Annotated in this window: 21 protein-coding genes; 13 read left to right on the forward strand and 8 right to left on the reverse strand. The window is 61.4% G+C overall.

What is annotated here, in order from left to right:
• Window positions 1–98 precede the first annotated feature (98 nt).
• Complete coding sequence (yjgA, locus tag A9762_RS09280) at window positions 99–704, forward strand: ribosome biogenesis factor YjgA (RefSeq protein ID WP_069341752.1); 606 nt, start codon at window positions 99–101, stop codon at window positions 702–704.
• The gene (gene mog, locus A9762_RS09285; protein WP_069341753.1) at window positions 704–1,324 is read left to right on the forward strand and encodes a molybdopterin adenylyltransferase; all 621 of its coding nucleotides are present in this window, start codon (window positions 704–706) and stop codon (window positions 1,322–1,324) included. Before yjgA ends, mog begins: the two co-directional genes overlap by 1 nt.
• A gap of 90 nt (window positions 1,325–1,414) precedes the next feature.
• Here the strand turns inward: mog and orn are convergent, their stop codons facing one another.
• Window positions 1,415–2,032, reverse strand: a complete 618-nt coding sequence (gene orn, locus A9762_RS09290; RefSeq protein ID WP_069341754.1) for an oligoribonuclease — start codon at window positions 2,030–2,032, stop codon at window positions 1,415–1,417.
• 102 nt (window positions 2,033–2,134) lie between these two features.
• Between orn and A9762_RS09295 the strand changes: the two genes are divergently transcribed.
• Window positions 2,135–3,382 (forward strand): M48 family metallopeptidase, encoded by a 1,248-nt coding sequence (locus A9762_RS09295; RefSeq protein ID WP_069341755.1) that lies wholly within the window; start codon window positions 2,135–2,137, stop codon window positions 3,380–3,382.
• Window positions 3,379–4,320 (forward strand): ribosome small subunit-dependent GTPase A, encoded by a 942-nt coding sequence (gene rsgA, locus A9762_RS09300; protein ID WP_069341756.1) that lies wholly within the window; start codon window positions 3,379–3,381, stop codon window positions 4,318–4,320. The genes A9762_RS09295 and rsgA overlap by 4 nt, the downstream gene beginning before the upstream one ends.
• Before the next feature lie 80 nt (window positions 4,321–4,400).
• Here rsgA and A9762_RS09305 read toward each other — a convergent pair whose 3' ends face one another.
• The 6 genes from A9762_RS09305 to rpsP all read right to left on the reverse strand — a co-directional run bounded on the left by A9762_RS09305 (window position 4,401) and on the right by rpsP (window position 8,734).
• Window positions 4,401–5,339 (reverse strand): CobD/CbiB family protein, encoded by a 939-nt coding sequence (locus tag A9762_RS09305; protein ID WP_069341757.1) that lies wholly within the window; start codon window positions 5,337–5,339, stop codon window positions 4,401–4,403.
• Window positions 5,340–5,474: 135 nt separating this feature from the next.
• Entirely contained in the window at window positions 5,475–6,161 is a 687-nt protein-coding gene (locus A9762_RS09310; protein ID WP_069341758.1) for a CoA pyrophosphatase, read from the reverse strand.
• A gap of 232 nt (window positions 6,162–6,393) precedes the next feature.
• Complete coding sequence (rplS, locus tag A9762_RS09315; RefSeq protein ID WP_069341759.1) at window positions 6,394–6,780, reverse strand: 50S ribosomal protein L19; 387 nt, start codon at window positions 6,778–6,780, stop codon at window positions 6,394–6,396.
• A 102-nt stretch (window positions 6,781–6,882) separates the two neighbouring features.
• Complete coding sequence (trmD, locus tag A9762_RS09320) at window positions 6,883–7,653, reverse strand: tRNA (guanosine(37)-N1)-methyltransferase TrmD (RefSeq protein WP_069341760.1); 771 nt, start codon at window positions 7,651–7,653, stop codon at window positions 6,883–6,885.
• A 60-nt stretch (window positions 7,654–7,713) separates the two neighbouring features.
• Complete coding sequence (gene rimM, locus A9762_RS09325; protein WP_069341761.1) at window positions 7,714–8,355, reverse strand: ribosome maturation factor RimM; 642 nt, start codon at window positions 8,353–8,355, stop codon at window positions 7,714–7,716.
• Window positions 8,356–8,482: 127 nt separating this feature from the next.
• On the reverse strand, window positions 8,483–8,734 hold the full coding sequence (gene rpsP / locus A9762_RS09330) for a 30S ribosomal protein S16 (RefSeq protein WP_017234865.1): 252 nt from the start codon (window positions 8,732–8,734) through the stop codon (window positions 8,483–8,485).
• Between the two features lie 200 nt (window positions 8,735–8,934).
• Here rpsP and A9762_RS09335 point away from each other — a divergent pair, with 200 nt between their 5' ends.
• The 5 genes from A9762_RS09335 (at window position 8,935) to A9762_RS09355 (ending at window position 13,848) form a co-directional block, all read left to right on the forward strand.
• Entirely contained in the window at window positions 8,935–10,062 is a 1,128-nt protein-coding gene (locus A9762_RS09335) for a sorbosone dehydrogenase family protein (RefSeq protein ID WP_069341762.1), read from the forward strand.
• A gap of 214 nt (window positions 10,063–10,276) precedes the next feature.
• Complete coding sequence (locus A9762_RS09340) at window positions 10,277–11,083, forward strand: META and DUF4377 domain-containing protein (RefSeq protein ID WP_069341763.1); 807 nt, start codon at window positions 10,277–10,279, stop codon at window positions 11,081–11,083.
• A gap of 9 nt (window positions 11,084–11,092) precedes the next feature.
• On the forward strand, window positions 11,093–11,542 hold the full coding sequence (locus A9762_RS09345; RefSeq protein WP_069341764.1) for a hypothetical protein: 450 nt from the start codon (window positions 11,093–11,095) through the stop codon (window positions 11,540–11,542).
• Window positions 11,543–11,554: 12 nt separating this feature from the next.
• A complete protein-coding gene (locus A9762_RS09350; protein WP_069341765.1) occupies window positions 11,555–12,487 on the forward strand; it encodes a Rossmann-like and DUF2520 domain-containing protein in 933 nt (310 codons plus the stop codon).
• A 191-nt stretch (window positions 12,488–12,678) separates the two neighbouring features.
• Complete coding sequence (locus A9762_RS09355; RefSeq protein ID WP_206093565.1) at window positions 12,679–13,848, forward strand: PA0069 family radical SAM protein; 1,170 nt, start codon at window positions 12,679–12,681, stop codon at window positions 13,846–13,848.
• A 105-nt stretch (window positions 13,849–13,953) separates the two neighbouring features.
• Here the strand turns inward: A9762_RS09355 and A9762_RS09360 are convergent, their stop codons facing one another.
• On the reverse strand, window positions 13,954–14,442 hold the full coding sequence (locus tag A9762_RS09360; protein ID WP_069341766.1) for an Lrp/AsnC ligand binding domain-containing protein: 489 nt from the start codon (window positions 14,440–14,442) through the stop codon (window positions 13,954–13,956).
• A gap of 104 nt (window positions 14,443–14,546) precedes the next feature.
• On the opposite strand from A9762_RS09360, the gene A9762_RS09365 reads away from it, so the two are divergent.
• The 4 genes from A9762_RS09365 (at window position 14,547) to A9762_RS09380 (ending at window position 18,850) form a co-directional block, all read left to right on the forward strand.
• A complete protein-coding gene (locus A9762_RS09365) occupies window positions 14,547–15,833 on the forward strand; it encodes a D-amino acid dehydrogenase (protein ID WP_069341767.1) in 1,287 nt (428 codons plus the stop codon).
• A 107-nt stretch (window positions 15,834–15,940) separates the two neighbouring features.
• Window positions 15,941–17,074 carry an alanine dehydrogenase gene (gene ald, locus A9762_RS09370; RefSeq protein WP_069341768.1) on the forward strand — a complete coding sequence of 378 codons (1,134 nt, stop codon included), beginning with the start codon at window positions 15,941–15,943 and terminating at the stop codon, window positions 17,072–17,074.
• Window positions 17,075–17,421: 347 nt separating this feature from the next.
• On the forward strand, window positions 17,422–18,120 hold the full coding sequence (gene ubiG, locus A9762_RS09375) for a bifunctional 2-polyprenyl-6-hydroxyphenol methylase/3-demethylubiquinol 3-O-methyltransferase UbiG (protein WP_069341769.1): 699 nt from the start codon (window positions 17,422–17,424) through the stop codon (window positions 18,118–18,120).
• A gap of 1 nt (window position 18,121) precedes the next feature.
• A complete protein-coding gene (locus tag A9762_RS09380; protein ID WP_069341770.1) occupies window positions 18,122–18,850 on the forward strand; it encodes an HAD-IA family hydrolase in 729 nt (242 codons plus the stop codon).
• The last annotated feature ends 9 nt before the right edge of the window (window positions 18,851–18,859 follow it).

Here is an 18,859-nt window from a genome sequence, read left to right on the forward strand (position 1 = left end):
TGGCTGAATAGGAACCGCCATCTTAGCGCGACTTGCGCGCCGTCGTGCGTAGCCCAGGCAACTATTTGGACGCCGCGCGCCGCGTTACAATAGCGGCTATGACGCACATTCAACGCTTTAACCGTATCGCCCACAGCGAGCTTTCCGACGAAGGCCCGAGCAAATCCCAGCGCAAGCGCGAGTCGCATGCCCTTCAGGATCTGGGCGAAGAACTGGTCAACCTGGCCAAGGACGCGCTCGCCCGCGTGCCGATGCCCGAAAACCTCGAACGCGCCGTCCGGGATTGCCGCACGATCACCGCGCATGAAGGCCGCCGCCGCCAAATGCAGTACGTCGGCAAGCAAATGCGCACGCTGGACGAAAAGGAAATCGAGGCCATTCAACGTGCCCTGGACGTCATCAAGGGCGTCTCCAAGGCAGAAACCGCCAAGCTGCACGCATTGGAACGCTGGCGCGAACGCTTGCTGGCCAAGGACGAGGCGCTGACCGAACTGGTCACCCAGCACCCCACGGCAGACGCTCAGCAACTGCGCACGCTGATTCGTAACGCCCGCCGGGAGCAGGCAACGCAGAAGCCGCCCAAGGCTTTCCGCGAACTCTTCCAGGTACTCAAGGATTTGCTGGGCACCGGCTCGGCAGAGGCCGAAACTTCGGAAGACGCCGATAACGATCTGCCGGAATTCCCAACGCGCGAGGATTACTGATGGTCACGCGCTCACATCCGGACGAACTTCGCGTAGGGCTGGTGTCGATCAGCGACCGGGCCAGTCAGGGCACCTATGAAGATCAGGGCATTCCGTCGCTGCAAGCCTGGCTGGGCAGCGCCCTGACGTCGCCCTGGGTCGCCGAAACGCGCCTGATTCCCGACGTTGCCGAAGGCATCACTGCGACGTTGATCGAGCTCGTCGATTCGATGCAATGTGATCTCGTCCTCACGACCGGCGGCACCGGTCCGGCGCGTCGCGATGTCACGCCCGAAGCCACGCTTCGCGCGGGCACCAAGGAAATGCCGGGCTTCGGCGAGCAGATGCGCCAGATCAGTCTGCGCTTCGTGCCCACGGCCATTCTTTCCCGTCAGGTCGCCGTGATTCGCGAGACGGCGGATCATGCGGCACTCATCATCAATCTGCCCGGCCAGCCGAAGTCCATCAAGGAAACCCTTGAAGGTTTGCGCGACGCCGAGGGCAAATCGGTCGTGCTGGGCATCTTTGCCGCGGTTCCCTACTGCATCGATCTGATCGGTGGCCCGTATATCGAAACCGAGGAGACGGTCTGCAAGGCGTTCCGTCCCAAGAGCGCGATTCGGGCACCGAAACCCGCCTGATCGACCTGCCTTCCCCTCATTTCTCTCCTGAGTCCAGAAAACAAAACGCCAGCGAATCCGCTGGCGTTTGTCTATGTGCCGATGAAGTTCTCAGACGGGCGTGCCCGGCACGGAAGTCTTCAGAAAATGCTCACGGTAGTACACCAGTTCGTCGATCGACTCATGGATATCGGCGAGCGCGGTGTGGGCGGCGCGCTTGGTGAAGCCCTTGTATACGGCGGGCTCCCAGCGGCGGCAAAGCTCCTTGAGGGTGCTGACGTCCAGATTCCGGTAGTGGAAGAACGCTTCGAGCTTCGGCATGTAGCGCGCCATGAAACGACGATCCTGGCAAATCGAATTGCCACACATCGGCGACTTGTTAGGCGGCACGTACTGATTCAGGAATTCGATCAGTTGCGCCTCCGCCGACGCCTCGTCCACCGGCGACGCCTTGACGCGATCGATCAGCCCCGAGCGGCCGTGCGTCGATTTGTTCCAGTCGTCCATGCCGTCGAGCACGGCGTCGGACTGGTGAATGGCGAACACCGGACCTTCGATGCGGCGCGTCAGGGCCGAGTCGGTCACGACGACCGCCACCTCGATGATCCGGTCGCTATCGGGCTGTAACCCGGTCATTTCCATGTCGAGCCAGACCAAATTGAATTCGGCGCGTGCAAGCGTCGTTTCGGCGTCGGCAGGCGTGGGATTTTGGGATGGAAGGGAGGACATGATCGGAAGACTCTGGAAAACGCATCGGTAGGCGACCGGCACGGCGCCTCACCGGTCGAAAGAACTTATAATTCTCGCATACTTCGGATTCTTCTAAAGCGCATGTTCACTTATCTCTTCGTGATCTTCCTGCTGGCGATGGTCATGACCAAGCTCTGGCTGGCCGCCCGTCAGGTTCGCCATGTGGTCGCCCACCGGGCGACGGTGCCCGAGCGATTCGCCGACACGATCACACTGACCGACCATCAGCGTGCCGCCGATTACACCGTGGCACGCACCCGCCTCGGTATGGCCGAAATCTTCGCGCAGGCCGTGTTGCTGGTCGCCTTTACGCTGCTTGGCGGGCTGAACCTGCTGCATATCGGCATCTCCGAATGGCTCGGTGAAGGCTACGTCGGCCAAATTGCGCTGATCGCGGCGGTCCTGTTGATTTCCGGCATCGTCGATCTGCCCTTCACCTATATCCGGCAATTCGTCATCGAGCAACGGTTCGGCTTCAACCGGATGTCGCTCGGCCTTTTTATTGCCGACATGGTGAAAGGGACGGCCGTGGGTGTCGTGCTCGGCTTGCCCCTACTGTTTGTCGTGCTCTGGCTCATGGATCGCGCCGGCCCGCTCTGGTGGGTGTACACGTGGGTGGTCTGGGTGGCGTTCAACCTGTTCGTGCAGTTCATTTTTCCGCACGTCATCGCCCCGATGTTCAACAAATTCGAGCCGCTCTCGGACGTGTCGCTCGCGCAACGCATCGAGGGACTCATGCAACGTTGTGGATTTGCCGCACGTGGCCTGTTCGTGATGGACGGCTCGAAGCGCTCAGCCCACGGCAACGCCTACTTCAGCGGCTTCGGACGCGCCAAGCGCATCGTGTTCTTCGACACGCTGATCGAGCGTCTCTCGCCTGCCGAAATTGAAGCGGTGCTGGCACATGAGCTGGGACACTTCAAGCGCCGCCATATCACCAAGCGGCTGGTTGTCGCCTTCGCCTTGTCGTTGGCATTCCTCGCCCTGCTCGGCTGGCTCACCGGCCGGACCTGGTTTTACACGGAGCTCGGTGTCATGCCGTCGATGACAGGCAGCAACAACGCGCTGGCGCTCGTACTCTTCTTCCTCGTCCTGCCCGTGTTCGGATTTTTTGCCAGCCCGCTGAGTAGCCTCACGTCGCGCAAACACGAATTCGAGGCCGACGCCTTTGCCGCCAGCCAGACGCAAGCCAGCGATTTGGTGAATGCGCTGGTGAAGCTGTACCAGGACAATGCGTCGACGTTGACGCCCGACCCGGTCTACACCGCGTTCTATTACTCCCACCCTCCCGCGTCGCAACGCATCGATCGCTTGTTGGGGCACGCATGAAGCGCGGCGCCAAAGGTAAGGCATCGCTCACGGAGACGACAGCACAAGAACGACGCCATGGTCGCGTAGCCGCGGCCCACGGGCGTCATTACGTCGTCGAAGCGGACGACGGTGAGACGGTGCTTTGTTTCCCGCGCGGCAAGAAAAGCGAGATCGCCGTCGGTGACGAAGTTGCGTGGGCACGTACGGGGGATCAGGGCGTCATCGAAGAAATTCTGCCGCGTCGCAATCTCCTCTATCGCTCCGACCAGTTCAAGAGCAAGCTTTTTGCGTCCAACATCGATCAACTGGTGATCATGCTGGCGACGGAGCCGTACTTTAGCGAGGACTTGCTCGGCCGCGCGCTCGTCGCAGCGGAAGCCAACGAGTTGCGCCCGCTGATCGTGCTCAACAAGACCGACGTTACGCAGGCGTTACCGGCGGCACGTGAGCGTCTGGCACCGTATCGTGCATTGGGCTACGAAGTCCTCGAACTGTCGGTGCGCGCAGATCCGGAAGCGGCGAAGGCGCAGTTGCTGCCGCGTCTGGCGCATCAGGCGTCGTTGCTACTGGGGCAATCCGGCATGGGGAAATCGAGCTTGGTGAATCTGGTCGTACCCAACGCCGATGCTGCAACACGGGAAATCTCGACCGTACTGAACTCAGGCAAGCACACGACGACGTTCACGCGCATCTTTCATCTGCCGGAAGGCGGTTTGCTCATCGACTCTCCGGGATTCCAGGAGTTTGGGCTGCATCATCTCAAGGAAGGCGCACTGGAGCGTGCATTTCCCGAGTTTCGTCCGCTACTCACGGGATGCCGGTTCTATAACTGCCATCACCTGAAAGAGCCGGGTTGCGCAATTCTGGCGGCCGTAGCCGACGGACGCGTCTCGCAGCAACGTCACGCCCTGTACGCGCAACTCGTCCACGAATCCGAGCAACAGATTCCGTATTGATTGCAGACGTAAGCCTTCCCGAAAAACAAGAAACCCCGCATTTGCGGGGTTTCTCATTGGTGGCGTCGTATTACCAAGCGTCAGCCAAGCCAGACGGCCAACGTGAGCAGAAGCAATAGCAACATCCACAGCAGAACGGCTCGCCACACCAGCCCCACGGCGGCCTGCAATGTACGCGGCGTACACTCGCCACCGACCGGCAGCACGGCGTCGTCTCCCTGATTCAGCGCGTCGACACTCGACACTTCCGCCAGTGGCCCCGTGAGACGCGCGCCAAGTGCACCACTACCTGCAGCGAGCAAGATCCCTTCGTTTTCGTTAGGCCACTGCTTGGCGTAATGGCGCCATGCGTAGATCGCATCTTCAAAGTTGCCGACGATTGCAAAGCCAATCGCCGTCAGACGCGCAGGCACCCAATCGATCACGTAGAAGGCCTTGCGCGCGAACGCACCGAATGCCGGGCTGCGATCAGGCGCAGGCTCGGTCCAGCGACGCGAAAGATACTCTGCGAGGCGGTATAGGACCGCGCCGGCTGGCCCCACGGGCATCAAGAACCAGAAGAACACGCCGAACACGTGACGGTGCGACGCAATCACGGCATGCAAAAGCGTGTGCCGCACGATCTCGTCCACCGGCATATCCACGGTATCGATACCGATCCATTGGCGCAGGATTTCACGGGCCTCATTCACGTTGTCGTTATTCAGCGCAACGTGGATGTCGGTGAAATAGTGGCTGAATTGCCGGAACCCCATCGTCAGGTAAACGATGAGGACGTTCCAGGCGAACCCCAGGAAAATATTGACCCGCATCAGCAGGTAGTACACCACGCCGACAACCAGCACGAACGGCACCACGACGACCAGCCAGGCGAGCACGCCGTGACGCGGTTGACCGGCGTCGAAAGATTGCGAGGTGTGAGCCGCGTGGGAACGAATCAGGTTGTAAATCGGGTTTTGCGTGGAGAGGGCACGCACCTGCTCGAGGATCAGCGCGAGGAGTACCGAGAAGAATGTCATGCGTGCGATCAGATCACCAGACGGAATGGTGTAACGATAGCACAGCTTCTCGCAAATGCCCGCCCCATGCGCCTTGGCGACGCACGCATATCCCGTTTTCAGCGGACCTTTCGCACCTCGGAATCGCGTTTCGCGTCAGGCCCGCAGGAGACGGTAGAAATTCCGCAGCATGCCCGCCGTCGCGCCCCAGATGAAATACTCGCCGCCAGCGGCCTTTGGATAAGGCATGGCGTAGAACCTGCGCTCACCGACCTGATAGTTGAAGACGCGAATCTGGTGATGCGCAGGATTCATCAGAAAATCCAGCGGGACCTCGAAGATTTCATCCACTTCCCCGGTATCCGCCACAAGATCAAACGGCGGCTTGACCAGCCCTACGACCGGCGCAACGCGAAAACCCGTGCCCGTCACATAGTCGGGCAAGCTTCCGATCACCTCCACCGCACCGGCATCCAGGCCGATTTCCTCGTGCGATTCACGCAATGCGGTCGCGATAGGCGTGGGATCGTCCGGCTCTCGGCTTCCGCCCGGGAAACTCACTTGGCCGGCATGCGTGCTCAGGTGCTGCGTCCGCTTCGTAAGCAACACGGTCGTTCCCTGCGGGCGCATGACCAACGGCACCAGGACCGCAGCGGCACGCGGCGTGAACAACGTGGGGGACACAACTTCGACGACACCGGACTCGGGAGTCCAGATCGGGGGACGGGCGAGACGGTCTCGCAACGCTGAAGGGGTCAACCGCTCCGCCGGCACCGCAGGCTCGCCCTCGCCCGTCGAGACGATGGGTAACGCTTCCGGATGCAGGATGAGAGGTGGCGCCACGTAGACCTTTGGTGATGATTAACTCCGCTATTTTAGCGAGGATGCTGAAAACGCGTGGCCGCAAAGAAAATACGATTCACACGGCTATTCGCGGCATACCCGCGTTATGACGCACTGCCACAACCGCATAAATGCGACGCAGCGAAACGAAAAAAGCACCCCGAAGGGTGCTTTTTCCATGCGGCTTTTGCTGTGCCCGACCACGAGGTCGTCGGGCATAGCGGCGTCCGACTTACTCGGCAGCGACGGTCTTGCTCTTGAACGTGAGCTTTTCCTTGATACGTGCCGACTTGCCCGAACGCTCGCGCAGGTAGTACAGCTTGGCGCGACGAACGTCACCACGACGCTTGACTTCGATGCTGGCGATCAGCGGCGAGTACGTCTGGAACGTACGCTCAACGCCTTCACCCGACGAAATCTTGCGAACGATGAAGCCCGAGTTCAGGCCACGGTTACGCTTGGCGATCACCACGCCTTCGTATGCCTGAACGCGCTTGCGGTTACCTTCAACCACGTTCACGTTGACGATCACGGTGTCGCCCGGGGCGAAGTCGGGGATCGTCTTGTTCGCGGTCAGACGCGCGATTTCTTCTTGCTCGATCTTAGCGATCAGATTCATTTACTACTCCTAGTGCCATCGTGTCGGCGTTATATACCGGCGAACCGGCCCCGACAGAGGATGGGGTCAAACCGAATGCCGTCCCCATGACGACATCCGAACCTACCTGGCCGACGAATCGACCTGTAGGCCTGCCAGCCATGCCTCATCGGCACGACTGAGCAATCCGTTGGCACGCGCGCTTTCGATCAGATCGGGGCGCTTGTGCCAGGTATTGGCCAACGCCTCGCGACGCCGCCATTTTTCAATCTCTGCGTGATGCCCACCCAACAAGACATCGGGTACGCGCACGCCTTCATATTCTTCCGGCCGCGTGTAATGCGGACAATCGAGCAACCCGTTGACGAAACTGTCTTGCTCCGCCGACTGCTCGTCGTTCAGCGCCCCCGGCAACAGCCGGATCAGCGAATCCATCAGCGCCATGGCAGGCAACTCCCCACCCGACAGCACGAAATCGCCAACGCTGACCTCTTCGTCCACTACGCGATCGATCAAACGCTGATCGATGGCCTCGTAACGACCGCAGAGCAGGATCAACCCTTGCTCTTGCTCCCGCAACTCGACAACCCGACGATGCGTCAGCGGCTTGCCTTGCGGCGACATCAACAACACCCGGCCGCGCGGCACACCGACTTCCGCCTGTGCAGCCTTCGCAGCGGCAATCGCATCATCGAGCGGCTTGGCGAGCATAACCATGCCCGGACCACCGCCATAAGGACGATCGTCGATCGTGCGGTAATTGTTATGCGTGAAATCACGCGGATTCCAAAACCGCAGACCGTAGCGCGACTGCTTGAGCGCCCGGCTGGTGACGCCCCAGTCGGTCAGTGCCCGAAACATCTCGGGAAAGAGCGTGACGACGTCAAACTGCATCAGACCGGTTCCGTCCAGAGGTGCCCGGACGCCATAACGGCCGGGCGATCAATCGGTATCTCAATAATCGAGACCCCAGTCAGCCACGATACGCCCCGCCTCGACATCGACGGTCTGAATATATTGGCCAACGAAGGGGATCAACCGCTCAGCGGTCTTCGCTGGCTTGCCATCGACTGCAGGTTCGTCGTACGCCACACGCAACACGGTGTGCACGCCGTTATCCAGCAGACCGACAACCTTGCCAAGCAACTCATCCTGCAAGTTCGTCACCTGGGCGCCGATCAGATCGACCCAGTAGAACTCATCTTCACCCGCGCTCGGGAACGCGCTACGCGGCACCCAGACCTGAAGCCCTTTGAGCGCCTCGGCCGCCGTCCGGTTTTCGCTGCCGCGCAATTGCGCGACTACGGTTCCCGAATGCGCACGGCTATAAAGCACATTGGCTTTGGTGTACTCCGGCGCGCCAGGGCGACGGAAATACCAGCACTCTGCGGACAAGAGACTTTCGCCCTTCCCCGTATGCGGCTGTACCTTGATCCAGCCGCGAATCCCGTAGGCATCACCGATGTACCCCAGCTCGACGAGGTCGTCGGGGACTTCGGTCACCGGGGCAAGCACCTGCTCTGCGCGCATGCCTGAGGCGCGACGCGCTTCAGCACCGATCTTCAGCGGTACCCGCTCACGTGCGGAACGAACCATGCAATCCAACCTTGTGACGAACACACGGCGATGCCCGCTCTAGATTGCTCCGGAGCAGGCATCGCCGTTCAATTCTCATGCCGCCGGCAAACCGACAGCAATGCGTACAGCTCGACTATCTGAAAGCTTAGGCAGCAGCCTTGGCGCCTTGCTTGATCAGACGAGCCACGGTCGGCGACAGTTGTGCGCCAACGCCTTGCCAGTACGTCAGACGGTCTTGAGCAATGCGCAGACCTTCCGTGCCTTCGGCAGCGACCGGGTTGTAGAAGCCAATACGCTCGATGAAGCGGCCATCGCGGCGGTTACGCGAGTCGGTTGCAACGATGTTGTAGAACGGGCGCTTCTTCGCGCCGCCGCGAGCCAGGCGGATAACGACCATATTAAATCCTTGTGAATCCAGAAGTGTTCGGACAGAAAACGCGTGATTATAGCGCAAAACCCTCGTCAAAACAAACACTTCGCCAAATGCAGATGTGTGCCGTCGAGCGGCGCCCGAATTGGGCCGCTTGTGCGGCGTCGCCGCGCCCCGGTGAGCACTGGTCTACAATGCACGCATCCTTTGCGTGAAGCGAGTCCTGCATGCGACGATTTCCCGATGGATGGCAGTTCCTCCTGGGCGCGATATTGCTCTTCGCCGCCCAATTCGCAGCAGCGCGTGACGCGCTTCCGATTGAACGCCTGTCGCTGCCACCCGGCTTTTACGTCGAAGTTCTCTCGGATCAGGTGCCCGGCGCACGCGGCATGGTGCTGGGCCCTAAGGGTACCCTGTTCGTGGGAAGCCGTGGCCAAGGCAACGTCTACGCCATTACGCTGGATCCGTCTCGCGCGTACGCCGCCAAAGTCCGCACGATCGCATCGGGACTGAACATGCCGGTGGGCGTGGCCATGCGTAACGGCGCACTCTATATCTCTGCCGTCTCACGCATCCTCAAACTCGATGATATCGAGAACCGGCTGGACAGCCCGGGCAAGCCGGTCACCCTCTACGACAAGCTGCCGACTGAAACCCACCACGGATGGCGATACATTGCCTTTGGCCCCGACCAACGCCTCTATGTCGGCGTCGGTGCACCGTGCAACGTCTGCAAGCGAGATGAAAATCGCTACGCCATGATCGGCAGCATGAAGCCCGACGGCACCGATTGGCGCGTCATCGCGCGCGGGGTGCGCAACTCGGTCGGATTCGACTGGCAGCCGGGCACCAATGCCCTCTGGTTCACAGACAACGGCCGCGACCTCCTCGGCGACGATGTACCCGACGACGAACTGAACCGACTTTCCAGCGTCGGCGAGCATTTCGGATTCCCCTACTGCCATGCGGGCAACGTGTCGGACCCCGACTTCGGGCGCGAAAAGCCCTGCCGCAGCTTCACGCCGCCAAAAGCGAAACTCGGCGCACATGTCGCAGCGCTCGGCATGCGCTTCTATATAGGTAAACAATTCCCGGCGGAGTATCGCGGCAATATCTTCATCGCCGAGCACGGCTCCTGGAATCGCAGCAGCAAAGTGGGTTACCGCGTCGTACGCATCGTTCTCGACGCGAAGGGCAACGTTGCAAAGCAGGAGGTCTTTGCGCAGGGCTGGCTGGACGATGGCGAGACTGTCTGGGGACGCCCCGTCGACCTGCTGACGTTGCCCGATGGCTCCCTGCTCATCAGCGACGACCACGCGGGCGCGATCTATCGCATCACATATCGAAAGCCATGACCTTGCTCTGCACGCCTTCGCACCGAGACCTCATGCCACATGGGGCGGCCGACCTCGATTGGGAAACATCCCCAACCCTACGCAAGGAACTGACCCTTTGTGCGCTCGGTCAACAGTTCATGGTACTCACGGCACCGTTAGAACACACCATCCCCTGTTCAACGCGACATTCCGCCGTCCCTGCCCTGTCCGCAACTACCACCACATAACGATCATGACTCAACGCCTACTCTCGTTCCTGCCCTCCTCGCTCGCCACTTACCTGGCGACACTTATCGTTCCGGCTGCTCTGCTGGCCGGCTGCGCAGCACCGTCGGGCGGTGGCGCCAATCCGTCTTCGGGCACCGACAACACAGCGGCTGCGACTGCCCCAACCGACATTCTGGGCACGTGGCAACTGGTGAAATGGGAAGGCGCAAGCGACGCCCCGAGTCTGCCGGAAGGCCGTGCAATCAACCTGACGTTCAACGATAAGGGCGCGTTTTCCGGCACCGGCGGCTGCAATCGCATATTCGGTCAGTACACGATCGGGCCGGGCAAGGGTCAGGTCAGCCTTCAAGCCCCCGCAGCGACACGCATGGCGTGCCCGGATTCGATGGCCTTCGAATCCCGCTATTTGAAGACGCTCGCGAGCGTCACCCGCTTCGAGCGCCGCGACACACAACTGACGCTGAGTACGTCGAATGGCGAAACGCTGACCTACGCATCGCAGACACTGCTCAATCGCCCCGTGGCTAACGCAGGCGCCGTGAAGACGGAAGACCGCATCCTCGATGTCGACTCGCAGATGGCCGATTGTGTGGGCGTCGCGCCGCGTAAGTGCCTGCGCGTGCGGACTGCTGACGATTCGGGCAAATCGCAGTGGGAGCTTTGGTACGCCCACATCGATGGCTTCGAGTGGAAGCCGGGCGTAGAATACCGCGTGAAAATTCATGGCGAGCCTGTCGCCAATCCGCCCGCCGATGCTTCGAGCATGCGTTGGACGCTGGTCGAAGTCATTCGCGAAACGCCTGCCCGATAACCATTCCCAATGAACGCAGTCGCCTATAAATCCAAAACCCTGACCGCCGGCCTTGCCATGCTGTTCGGCACGCTTGGCCTGCATCGCTTCTATCTTTATGGTGTTCGCGATCGCTTCGGCTGGGCCCATATCGTGGGCTCGGCATGCGGCCTGGCGGGTTGGGGACTTCTGGTCACCAGCGAACTGCATTCGCTCGCGGGATGGGTACTGACGATTCTTGGCGCCATCTCGCTGTTTTCGGCCTTTCTCGCCGCCATCGTCTACGGCTTGCGTCCGGACGAGCGCTGGAACGCGCAATTCAACCCTCGTGCCGCAACCCAGTCCCGTTCGGGCTGGATTGCTGTCATCATCGTCAGCCTGTCGCTGTTTGTCGGCGCCATGCTGATGATGGTCGGCTTCGCCGTGGCGTTCCAGACTTACTTCGAAATTCACGACACGCCGAATCGCCTGTCGCAGTAACCCCGGATCGCGATGCCCAACGCCATATCCCCCAACGTCTTGCCAAAGCTCGGTTTTGTCGGCGCCGGTCGTGTGGCACGCGCGCTGGCGATCGCCGCAACTCGCGCCGGATACCACGTAACGGTCGTGGCAAGCCGGAATATCGCCAATGCGCAACATATCGCGACGGCATTGCCGAAATGCACCGCACTGTCTATTCCGCAGCCCGACGGCATGAATGCCGTTTTCTCGCACGCGAATCTGGTGTTTCTCACGGTGCCGGACGACGCCATCGCCGACTGCGCGACGCATCTCGCGCCGCGTGCCGGACAAGCGCTTGTCCATTGTAGTGGCGCATCCGAAGTCGGGTTGCTTGAACCGTCGACGAAAAGCGGCGGGCATATCGGCGGTTTTCATCCGCTTTTTCTTTTCGCAGGACTTGACGATGACGCGACCCGCATGCGGGGCAGCGCCATCACCGTTGAAGCCGAAGCGCCGCTGAACGAAGTCCTTCAGCGTTTCGCCAGCGATATCGGATGCCGCGCGCTGTCCATTGCCCCGGGCGAACGCATGCGTTATCACGCGGGCGCCAACTACGCGGCCAGTTTCCTGCTTTGCCTGCTCGACGAGGCAACGCACCTCTGGAAAGCCATTGGCATGAACGAGACCGACGCGCGCGACGCCATGTGGCCGCTCGTCATGGGCACACTCGAAGCGGCTCGCGAGCGCGGGCTTTCCGGCGCGCTTGCCGGCCCCGTATCGCGCGGCGACGTCGGCATTGTCCAACGCCACACCGAGGCCCTGGCTGCCATGGGCGGCAACCATGCGACGCTCTATTCCTTGCTGACGCTTCGCGCCATTCACCTGGCCAGCCAGCGCCCGAACATGGACATTGCGGCGCTCGACACCATCGCCCGGACGATCGCCCCGTACGTGCCGCCGGTCATGCCCTCGCGCGACGCATGACGTTAACCACGACGTCCAGCCTGCCCAGCACATTGCCGCTACGCTGACGGACAAACTGGCAAGGTCGTCAAATACGTATCTCACTGCCGCTCTCCTTCGTCGAAATACTGTATAAAAACACAGTATAATGACGACAACTCCCTGCGCCTGCCCGGCGCTCCTTTCAGGGGGTGTTATTCAGGAGACGCGTCATGGCATCCTCGTTCGTGCCGCCCCCATCCCGTAAGGGCCGGGGCGCAATCGCCAACCTCGAATCCCGCTTCTCCGAGTACCGGAGAGAAAGCGACGAGAGCCGCCATGAATCGGACGCTGCCCAAGAATGCGAGGTCAAGTTCGTCACGCAGGTCGCGCTGGAGAACGCACGAACGATCATCTCCCGCAATACTTCTGCAGACATCCCGTTCGATCGCTCGATCAACCCCTACCGCGGATGCGAGCACGGATGCACCTATTGCTTTGCGCGCCCGACGCATGCCTATTTGGGCCTCTCCCCCGGCCTCGACTTCGAAACCCGGCTCTACGCCAAGCACAATGCGGCAGAACGCCTGGACGCCGAGCTACGCAAGCGCGGATATCAGCCCTCCCTGCTCGCACTGGGTGCGAACACCGATCCCTACCAACCGATCGAGCGGGAATACGGCATCACACGCAGCGTGCTTGAGGTTCTGGAGCGCTTCGGTCATCCCGTGGGCATCACGACCAAATCGGCCCTCGTCACGCGAGACATCGACATCCTCTCGCGCATGGCGCAGCGGGGACTGGCGCGGGTGTTTATCTCAGTAGGAACGCTCGATGCGGAAATCGCCCGCAAGATGGAGCCACGTGCGAATACGCCACCCAAACGCATCGAAGCCATACGCAAGCTGACGGATGCCGGCATTCCCACGGGCGTTATCGTGGCGCCGATCGTGCCCGCGCTCACCGATTTCGATATCGAGCGGGTGCTGACGACGGCCGCCGAGGCCGGTGCAACCTATGCCGCCTACGTGATGCTGAGACTACCGAGAGAGGTTCACGACGTTTTCGTCGAATGGCTGGAAGCGAACTACCCAATGCGGGCACGCCATGTGATGAGCCTGATCGAGCAGGTTCGTGACGGGAAACATAACAGTTCGGAATTTGGCACCCGCATGCGTGGCACTGGATTGCATGCTGAACTGATTCGGCAGCGATTTCATCTGGCTGCCCGTAAGTTGGGGCTCAATCAGGCAAGACCGCCGCTAAGGAACGACCAGTTCCGCGTACCCGCGCCGGATCCGTCAGATCAAGGGATCCCGGCAAAACAACGCATGCCACAACGGGTGAGCACTCCAGCCTCGGAGCCTACGGGAAAGGTCGACCCGCAAATGCCGCTTTTCTAAGTCGCCGGATAACGTACCCGTACAACGCTTGCCGGGTAGTCAGCTCCCCCTGCCGCACTCCAAACTTGCCGCGACAACGCCACAGGGCGGACGTCCGCCGGCCGCTCACTCCTCGACGTGGACCGTGAGCGTTTCCTTGATTTCCTCCATCACGACATAGCTCTTCGACTGCACGGCACCGGGCAGTTGCAGCAGGATATCGCCGAGCAACTTGCGGTACTCGGACATCTCCCGGATTCGCGCCTTGATGAGGTAGTCGAAGTCACCGGAAATCAGATGACACTCCATGACTTCGGGAATTCGCAGCACCTCCCGGCGGAACTGATCGAACATGTTGCCGGACTTGTGATCCAGCGTGATCTCGACGAACACCAGCAACGCCGCCCCCAGGGCTGCCGGATTCACCCGGGCGAAGTAGCCCATGATCACGCCATCGCGCTCCATGCGCTTCACCCGTTCGATACACGGCGTAATCGACAGGCCGACCTGCTCTGACAGGTCTTTCATCGACATTCGCCCGTCCTGCTGGAGCAACGTCAGGATGCGCCGGTCAAGCCGATCCAGCGTCCGGACCGATTGCTGCTGCACTCTCATGATTTATTCCTGAATTCAGCCCATATACATTAACTAAACCTACGATTCCGAGAATAGCATGCGAATTATTACTGCATAACTATGGTTTTACAGGAGTCAACGCAATGAAGGTCATCGTTCTCGGCAGCGGCGTCATCGGCGTTACCAGCGCCTACTACCTGGCAAAGGCCGGGCATGACGTCACGGTGCTCGATCGTCAAGCTGGCCCGGCGCTCGAAACCAGCTTCGGCAACGCCGGCCAGATTTCGCCCGGATACGCGTCGCCGTGGGCGGCACCGGGGATTCCTACGAAGGCCATCAAGTGGTTGTTCCAGAAGCACGCCCCGCTCGCTATCCGCCCGGACGGCACGCTGACGCAGCTCAAATGGCTTTACCAGATGCTGCGCAACTGCACGCCCGAGCGTTACGCCGTCAATAAGGAACGCATGGTGCGGATCGCGGAATACAGCCGCGACTGCTTCCGTGAGCTGCGTGCAGAAACGGGCATCGCATACGAAGGCCGTCAAGCGGGCACGTTGCAACTATTCCGCACGGAAGAGCAATTGGCGAATGCCGCTCGCGACATCGCCGTGCTCGAAGAAGCCGGCGTGCCGTTCGAACTGCTGGACAGCAAGGCGCTCGCCAGTGCAGAACCGGCGCTGGCTGCCGTCTCGCATAAGCTGACCGGCGGCCTGCGCCTGCCGAACGACGAAACGGGTGACTGCCAGATGTTCACGACCCGCCTGGCCGCAATGGCCGAGGCACTGGGTGTGAAATTCCGCTACGACATGCCGATCGAAGGCCTTCAAGTCGCGGGCGACAAGATCGAGGGCGTTGTTTGCGCGGGTACGCTGCAACGTGCGGACGCTTACGTCGTCGCGCTCGGCTCTTACTCCACGCCGTTCCTGCGCGGCATCGTCGACATTCCGGTGTATCCGCTCAAGGGCTATTCGATCACTGTGCCGATCGTCGACGAATCGCGCGCGCCGGTATCGACGATTCTCGATGAGACTTACAAGATTGCCGTGACGCGATTCGAGGATCGCATTCGCGTTGGCGGGATGGCCGAAGTTGTCGGTTACAACAAGGCACTCAATCCGGCGCGGCGCGCGACGCTGGAAATGGTGGTCAACGATTTGTATCCGGGCGCCGGCAACACGGCTGAAGCATCGTTCTGGACCGGTCTGCGTCCGATGACGCCGGACGGCACGCCGATCGTTGGCGCCACCGCCCTGCGCAACCTGTTCCTGAATACGGGACATGGCACGCTGGGCTGGACGATGTCCTGCGGGTCCGGGCAATTGCTGGCCGACCTGATGTCCGGACGCCGCCCTGCCATTCTGGCCGACGACCTGTCTGTGGCGCGCTACAGCGGCGCGCCTCACGCACAGGCCGAACCGGCCTTCGCCTGATCTTCGAAACGGCACCTTCGGGTGCCGTTTTTGTTTGTGCTTTGTTTGTGCTTTAACCATTGTCGTCATCGCTGTTTGCTGTGCCATCACAACAAAGGAGACGCATCATGAAGATCGGTGTACCCAAGGAGATCAAGAACCACGAATATCGCGTAGGCATGACGCCCGCAGCCGTACGCGAAGTGGTCGCACGCGGGCACGAGGTGTGGATCGAGACGCAAGCCGGGGAAGGTATCGGCATGGACGATACGATCTACGCGGCAGCCGGTGCACGCATTGCGGCGAATGCCGTCGACGTCTTCGATCGTGCCGAGCTGATCGTCAAGGTCAAGGAACCTCAAGCGGTCGAGCGCGCCAGACTGCGGCCTCATCACACCCTGTTCACTTACCTTCATCTGGCGCCAGACGCCGATCAGACACGAGATCTGATCAAGAGCGGCGCCACGTGCATCGCGTACGAAACTGTGACGTCCGCGAATGGCGGCCTGCCGCTCCTCGCGCCCATGTCCGAAGTGGCTGGCCGTATGTCGATTCAGGCCGGCGCCACGGCGCTGGAGAAAACGCATGGCGGGCTGGGCTTGCTGCTCTCCGGCGTGCCCGGCGTGGAAGCGGGAAAGGTCGTGATTCTGGGCGGTGGTGTCGTTGGCACTAACGCTGCCACTGTGGCTGTCGGCATCGGCGCACAGGTGACGGTCATCGACAAATCGGTCGATGCCCTGCGTCGCATCAGCGCACAGTTCGGCGGACGTGTGCAGACCGTTTATTCGACGCAGCACGCCATTGAAACGCATTTAAGGGAAGCCGACCTGGTCATCGGCGGCGTACTGATCCCGGGCGCAGCAGCCCCGAAACTCATCACGCGGGCGATGCTCGGCCTGATGCGCAAGGGATCGGTGATCGTCGACGTGGCCATCGATCAGGGCGGATGCTGCGAAACGTCACGCCCAACGACGCATGCTGATCCGGTGTACGTCGTCGACGGCGTTGTCCATTACTGCGTCGCCAACATGCCGGGGGGCGTGCCTCGCACCTCGACCTTCGCATTGAACAACGTGACGCTGCCGTTCATTCTCCAACTCGCCGATCACGGCGCCGTGGCGGCAATGCGCGCAGACTCGCACCTGCTTGCCGGCCTGAACGTCGCGCACGGCATGGTGACGAATCGCGGTGTGGCCGAGGCGCTGGGTCTCGCGTATCACGACCCACACGCCGTGCTGGCGAATTTGCCGGCGGCTGCCTGATCGCCTATCGGCGGCTATGGCACCGCACGCCTGGGGATGCGACGCACGTGTCGCGTACGCATCCCCTCGGCGTCATGCGTGGACGACGTGCGGGTGACGACGCCAGCACACTCCCATCGCCCCCGCCCGTCATGCTCATTGCGCCTCCGCCCCGCCCCCCTACCTAACGGCCCGAACGCCTCGAACGCCGACACGAGCACCTCGCCACGCCTCGCGCTTTGGACATGGGCGCACTCACTTCGTTATACTTGCCCCATCTCGACGGCGCCCGCCGACCACCCGGTACACAGGGCACGCGCAGCCATGTTGCACGCCCCCTGCGCCGAGCCGTCAATGTCCATGAGCAAGTGATGAACGCCGATCCGCAAGAACTCAATAAATTCAGTGAACTGGCCCACCGCTGGTGGGATCCGCACAGCGAATTCAAGCCGCTGCACGAGATCAATCCGTTGCGCCTCGACTGGATCGAACAGCATGTGCCGCTGCAAGGCAAGCGCGTGCTGGACATTGGCTGTGGCGGCGGCATTCTGTCGGAATCGATGGCACGCCAGGGCGCTCGCGTGAAGGGCATCGATCTGTCGAAGAAAGCCCTCGGCGTGGCCGATCTGCACAGCCTCGAAGCCGGACTGAACATCGAATACGAAGAAATCGCCGCCGAAGCGCTTGCCGCACGTGAGGCAGGCACGTACGACGTCGTCACCTGCATGGAGATGCTCGAGCACGTGCCGTCCCCGGCATCGATCGTTGCCGCCTGCGCAACGCTCGTGAAGCCGGGCGGTCATGTGTTCTTCTCCACGCTGAACCGCAATCCGAAAGCCTGGTTGCTGGCTGTGGTCGGTGCGGAGTACGTGCTGCGTATGCTGCCGCGCGGTACGCACGATTACGCGAAGTTCATTCGCCCTTCGGAACTGGCGTCGTTCGCCCGGGCAAGTGGTCTGGCGGTACGTGACCTGCGCGGGATGACCTACAATCCGATCAGCAAGCGTTACTCGATCAATCGCGACACCGACGTCAACTATATGATCGCGTGCACACGCGATGCCTGATATGTTCGAGCCCCCCGTCCGAGTCTCCACATCGTCTCCCGACAGCACCGCGTCGACGCTGCTGCATGGCGACATTCGTGCTGTCCTGTTCGACCTCGACGGCACGCTCGCCGACACCGCGCCCGATCTGGTTGCTGCGGTCAACAAGGTGCGTACCGATCGCGGCTTGCCGCCGGGGCCGTACGAAACCCTGCGCCTGCAGGCGTCGCACGGTGCCCGCGGATTGATTGGCAGTGCCTTTGGCGTCACGCCGGACGATGCTGCCTTTCCCGCATTGAGAGACGCCTTCCTCGCTAATTACGAAGCCGCGTTGTGCGTCCATAGCCATTTGTTCGACGGCATCCCGGCGTTGCTCGCCGCGTTGACCGAACGTGGCATGCCCTGGGGCATCGTGACCAACAAGGCAGCACGCCTGACCAATCCGCTCGTGAAACTGCTCGGCCTCGACAACGGTGCCGCTTGCGTGGTTTCCGGCGACACCACGCCGCACAGCAAGCCGCACCCCGCGCCTCTGCTCTATGCCGCCGAATGCATCGGCATTGCGCCCGCAAACATCGTGTATGTCGGCGACGACCTTCGCGACGTGCAGGCGGGCAAGGCCGCAAGCATGGCCACGGTGGCTGCGGCCTACGGTTATTGCGGCGACTCGCTCGCGCCTGCCCAGTGGCACGCGGATGCCGTCGTCGAACACGCGGGAGCGATCGCCCCGCTGGTGATGTCGCCGGCATAACCCGCCGGA

The organism is Pandoraea sp. ISTKB (assembly GCF_001721285.1).
Lineage (GTDB): Bacteria > Pseudomonadota > Gammaproteobacteria > Burkholderiales > Burkholderiaceae > Pandoraea > Pandoraea capi.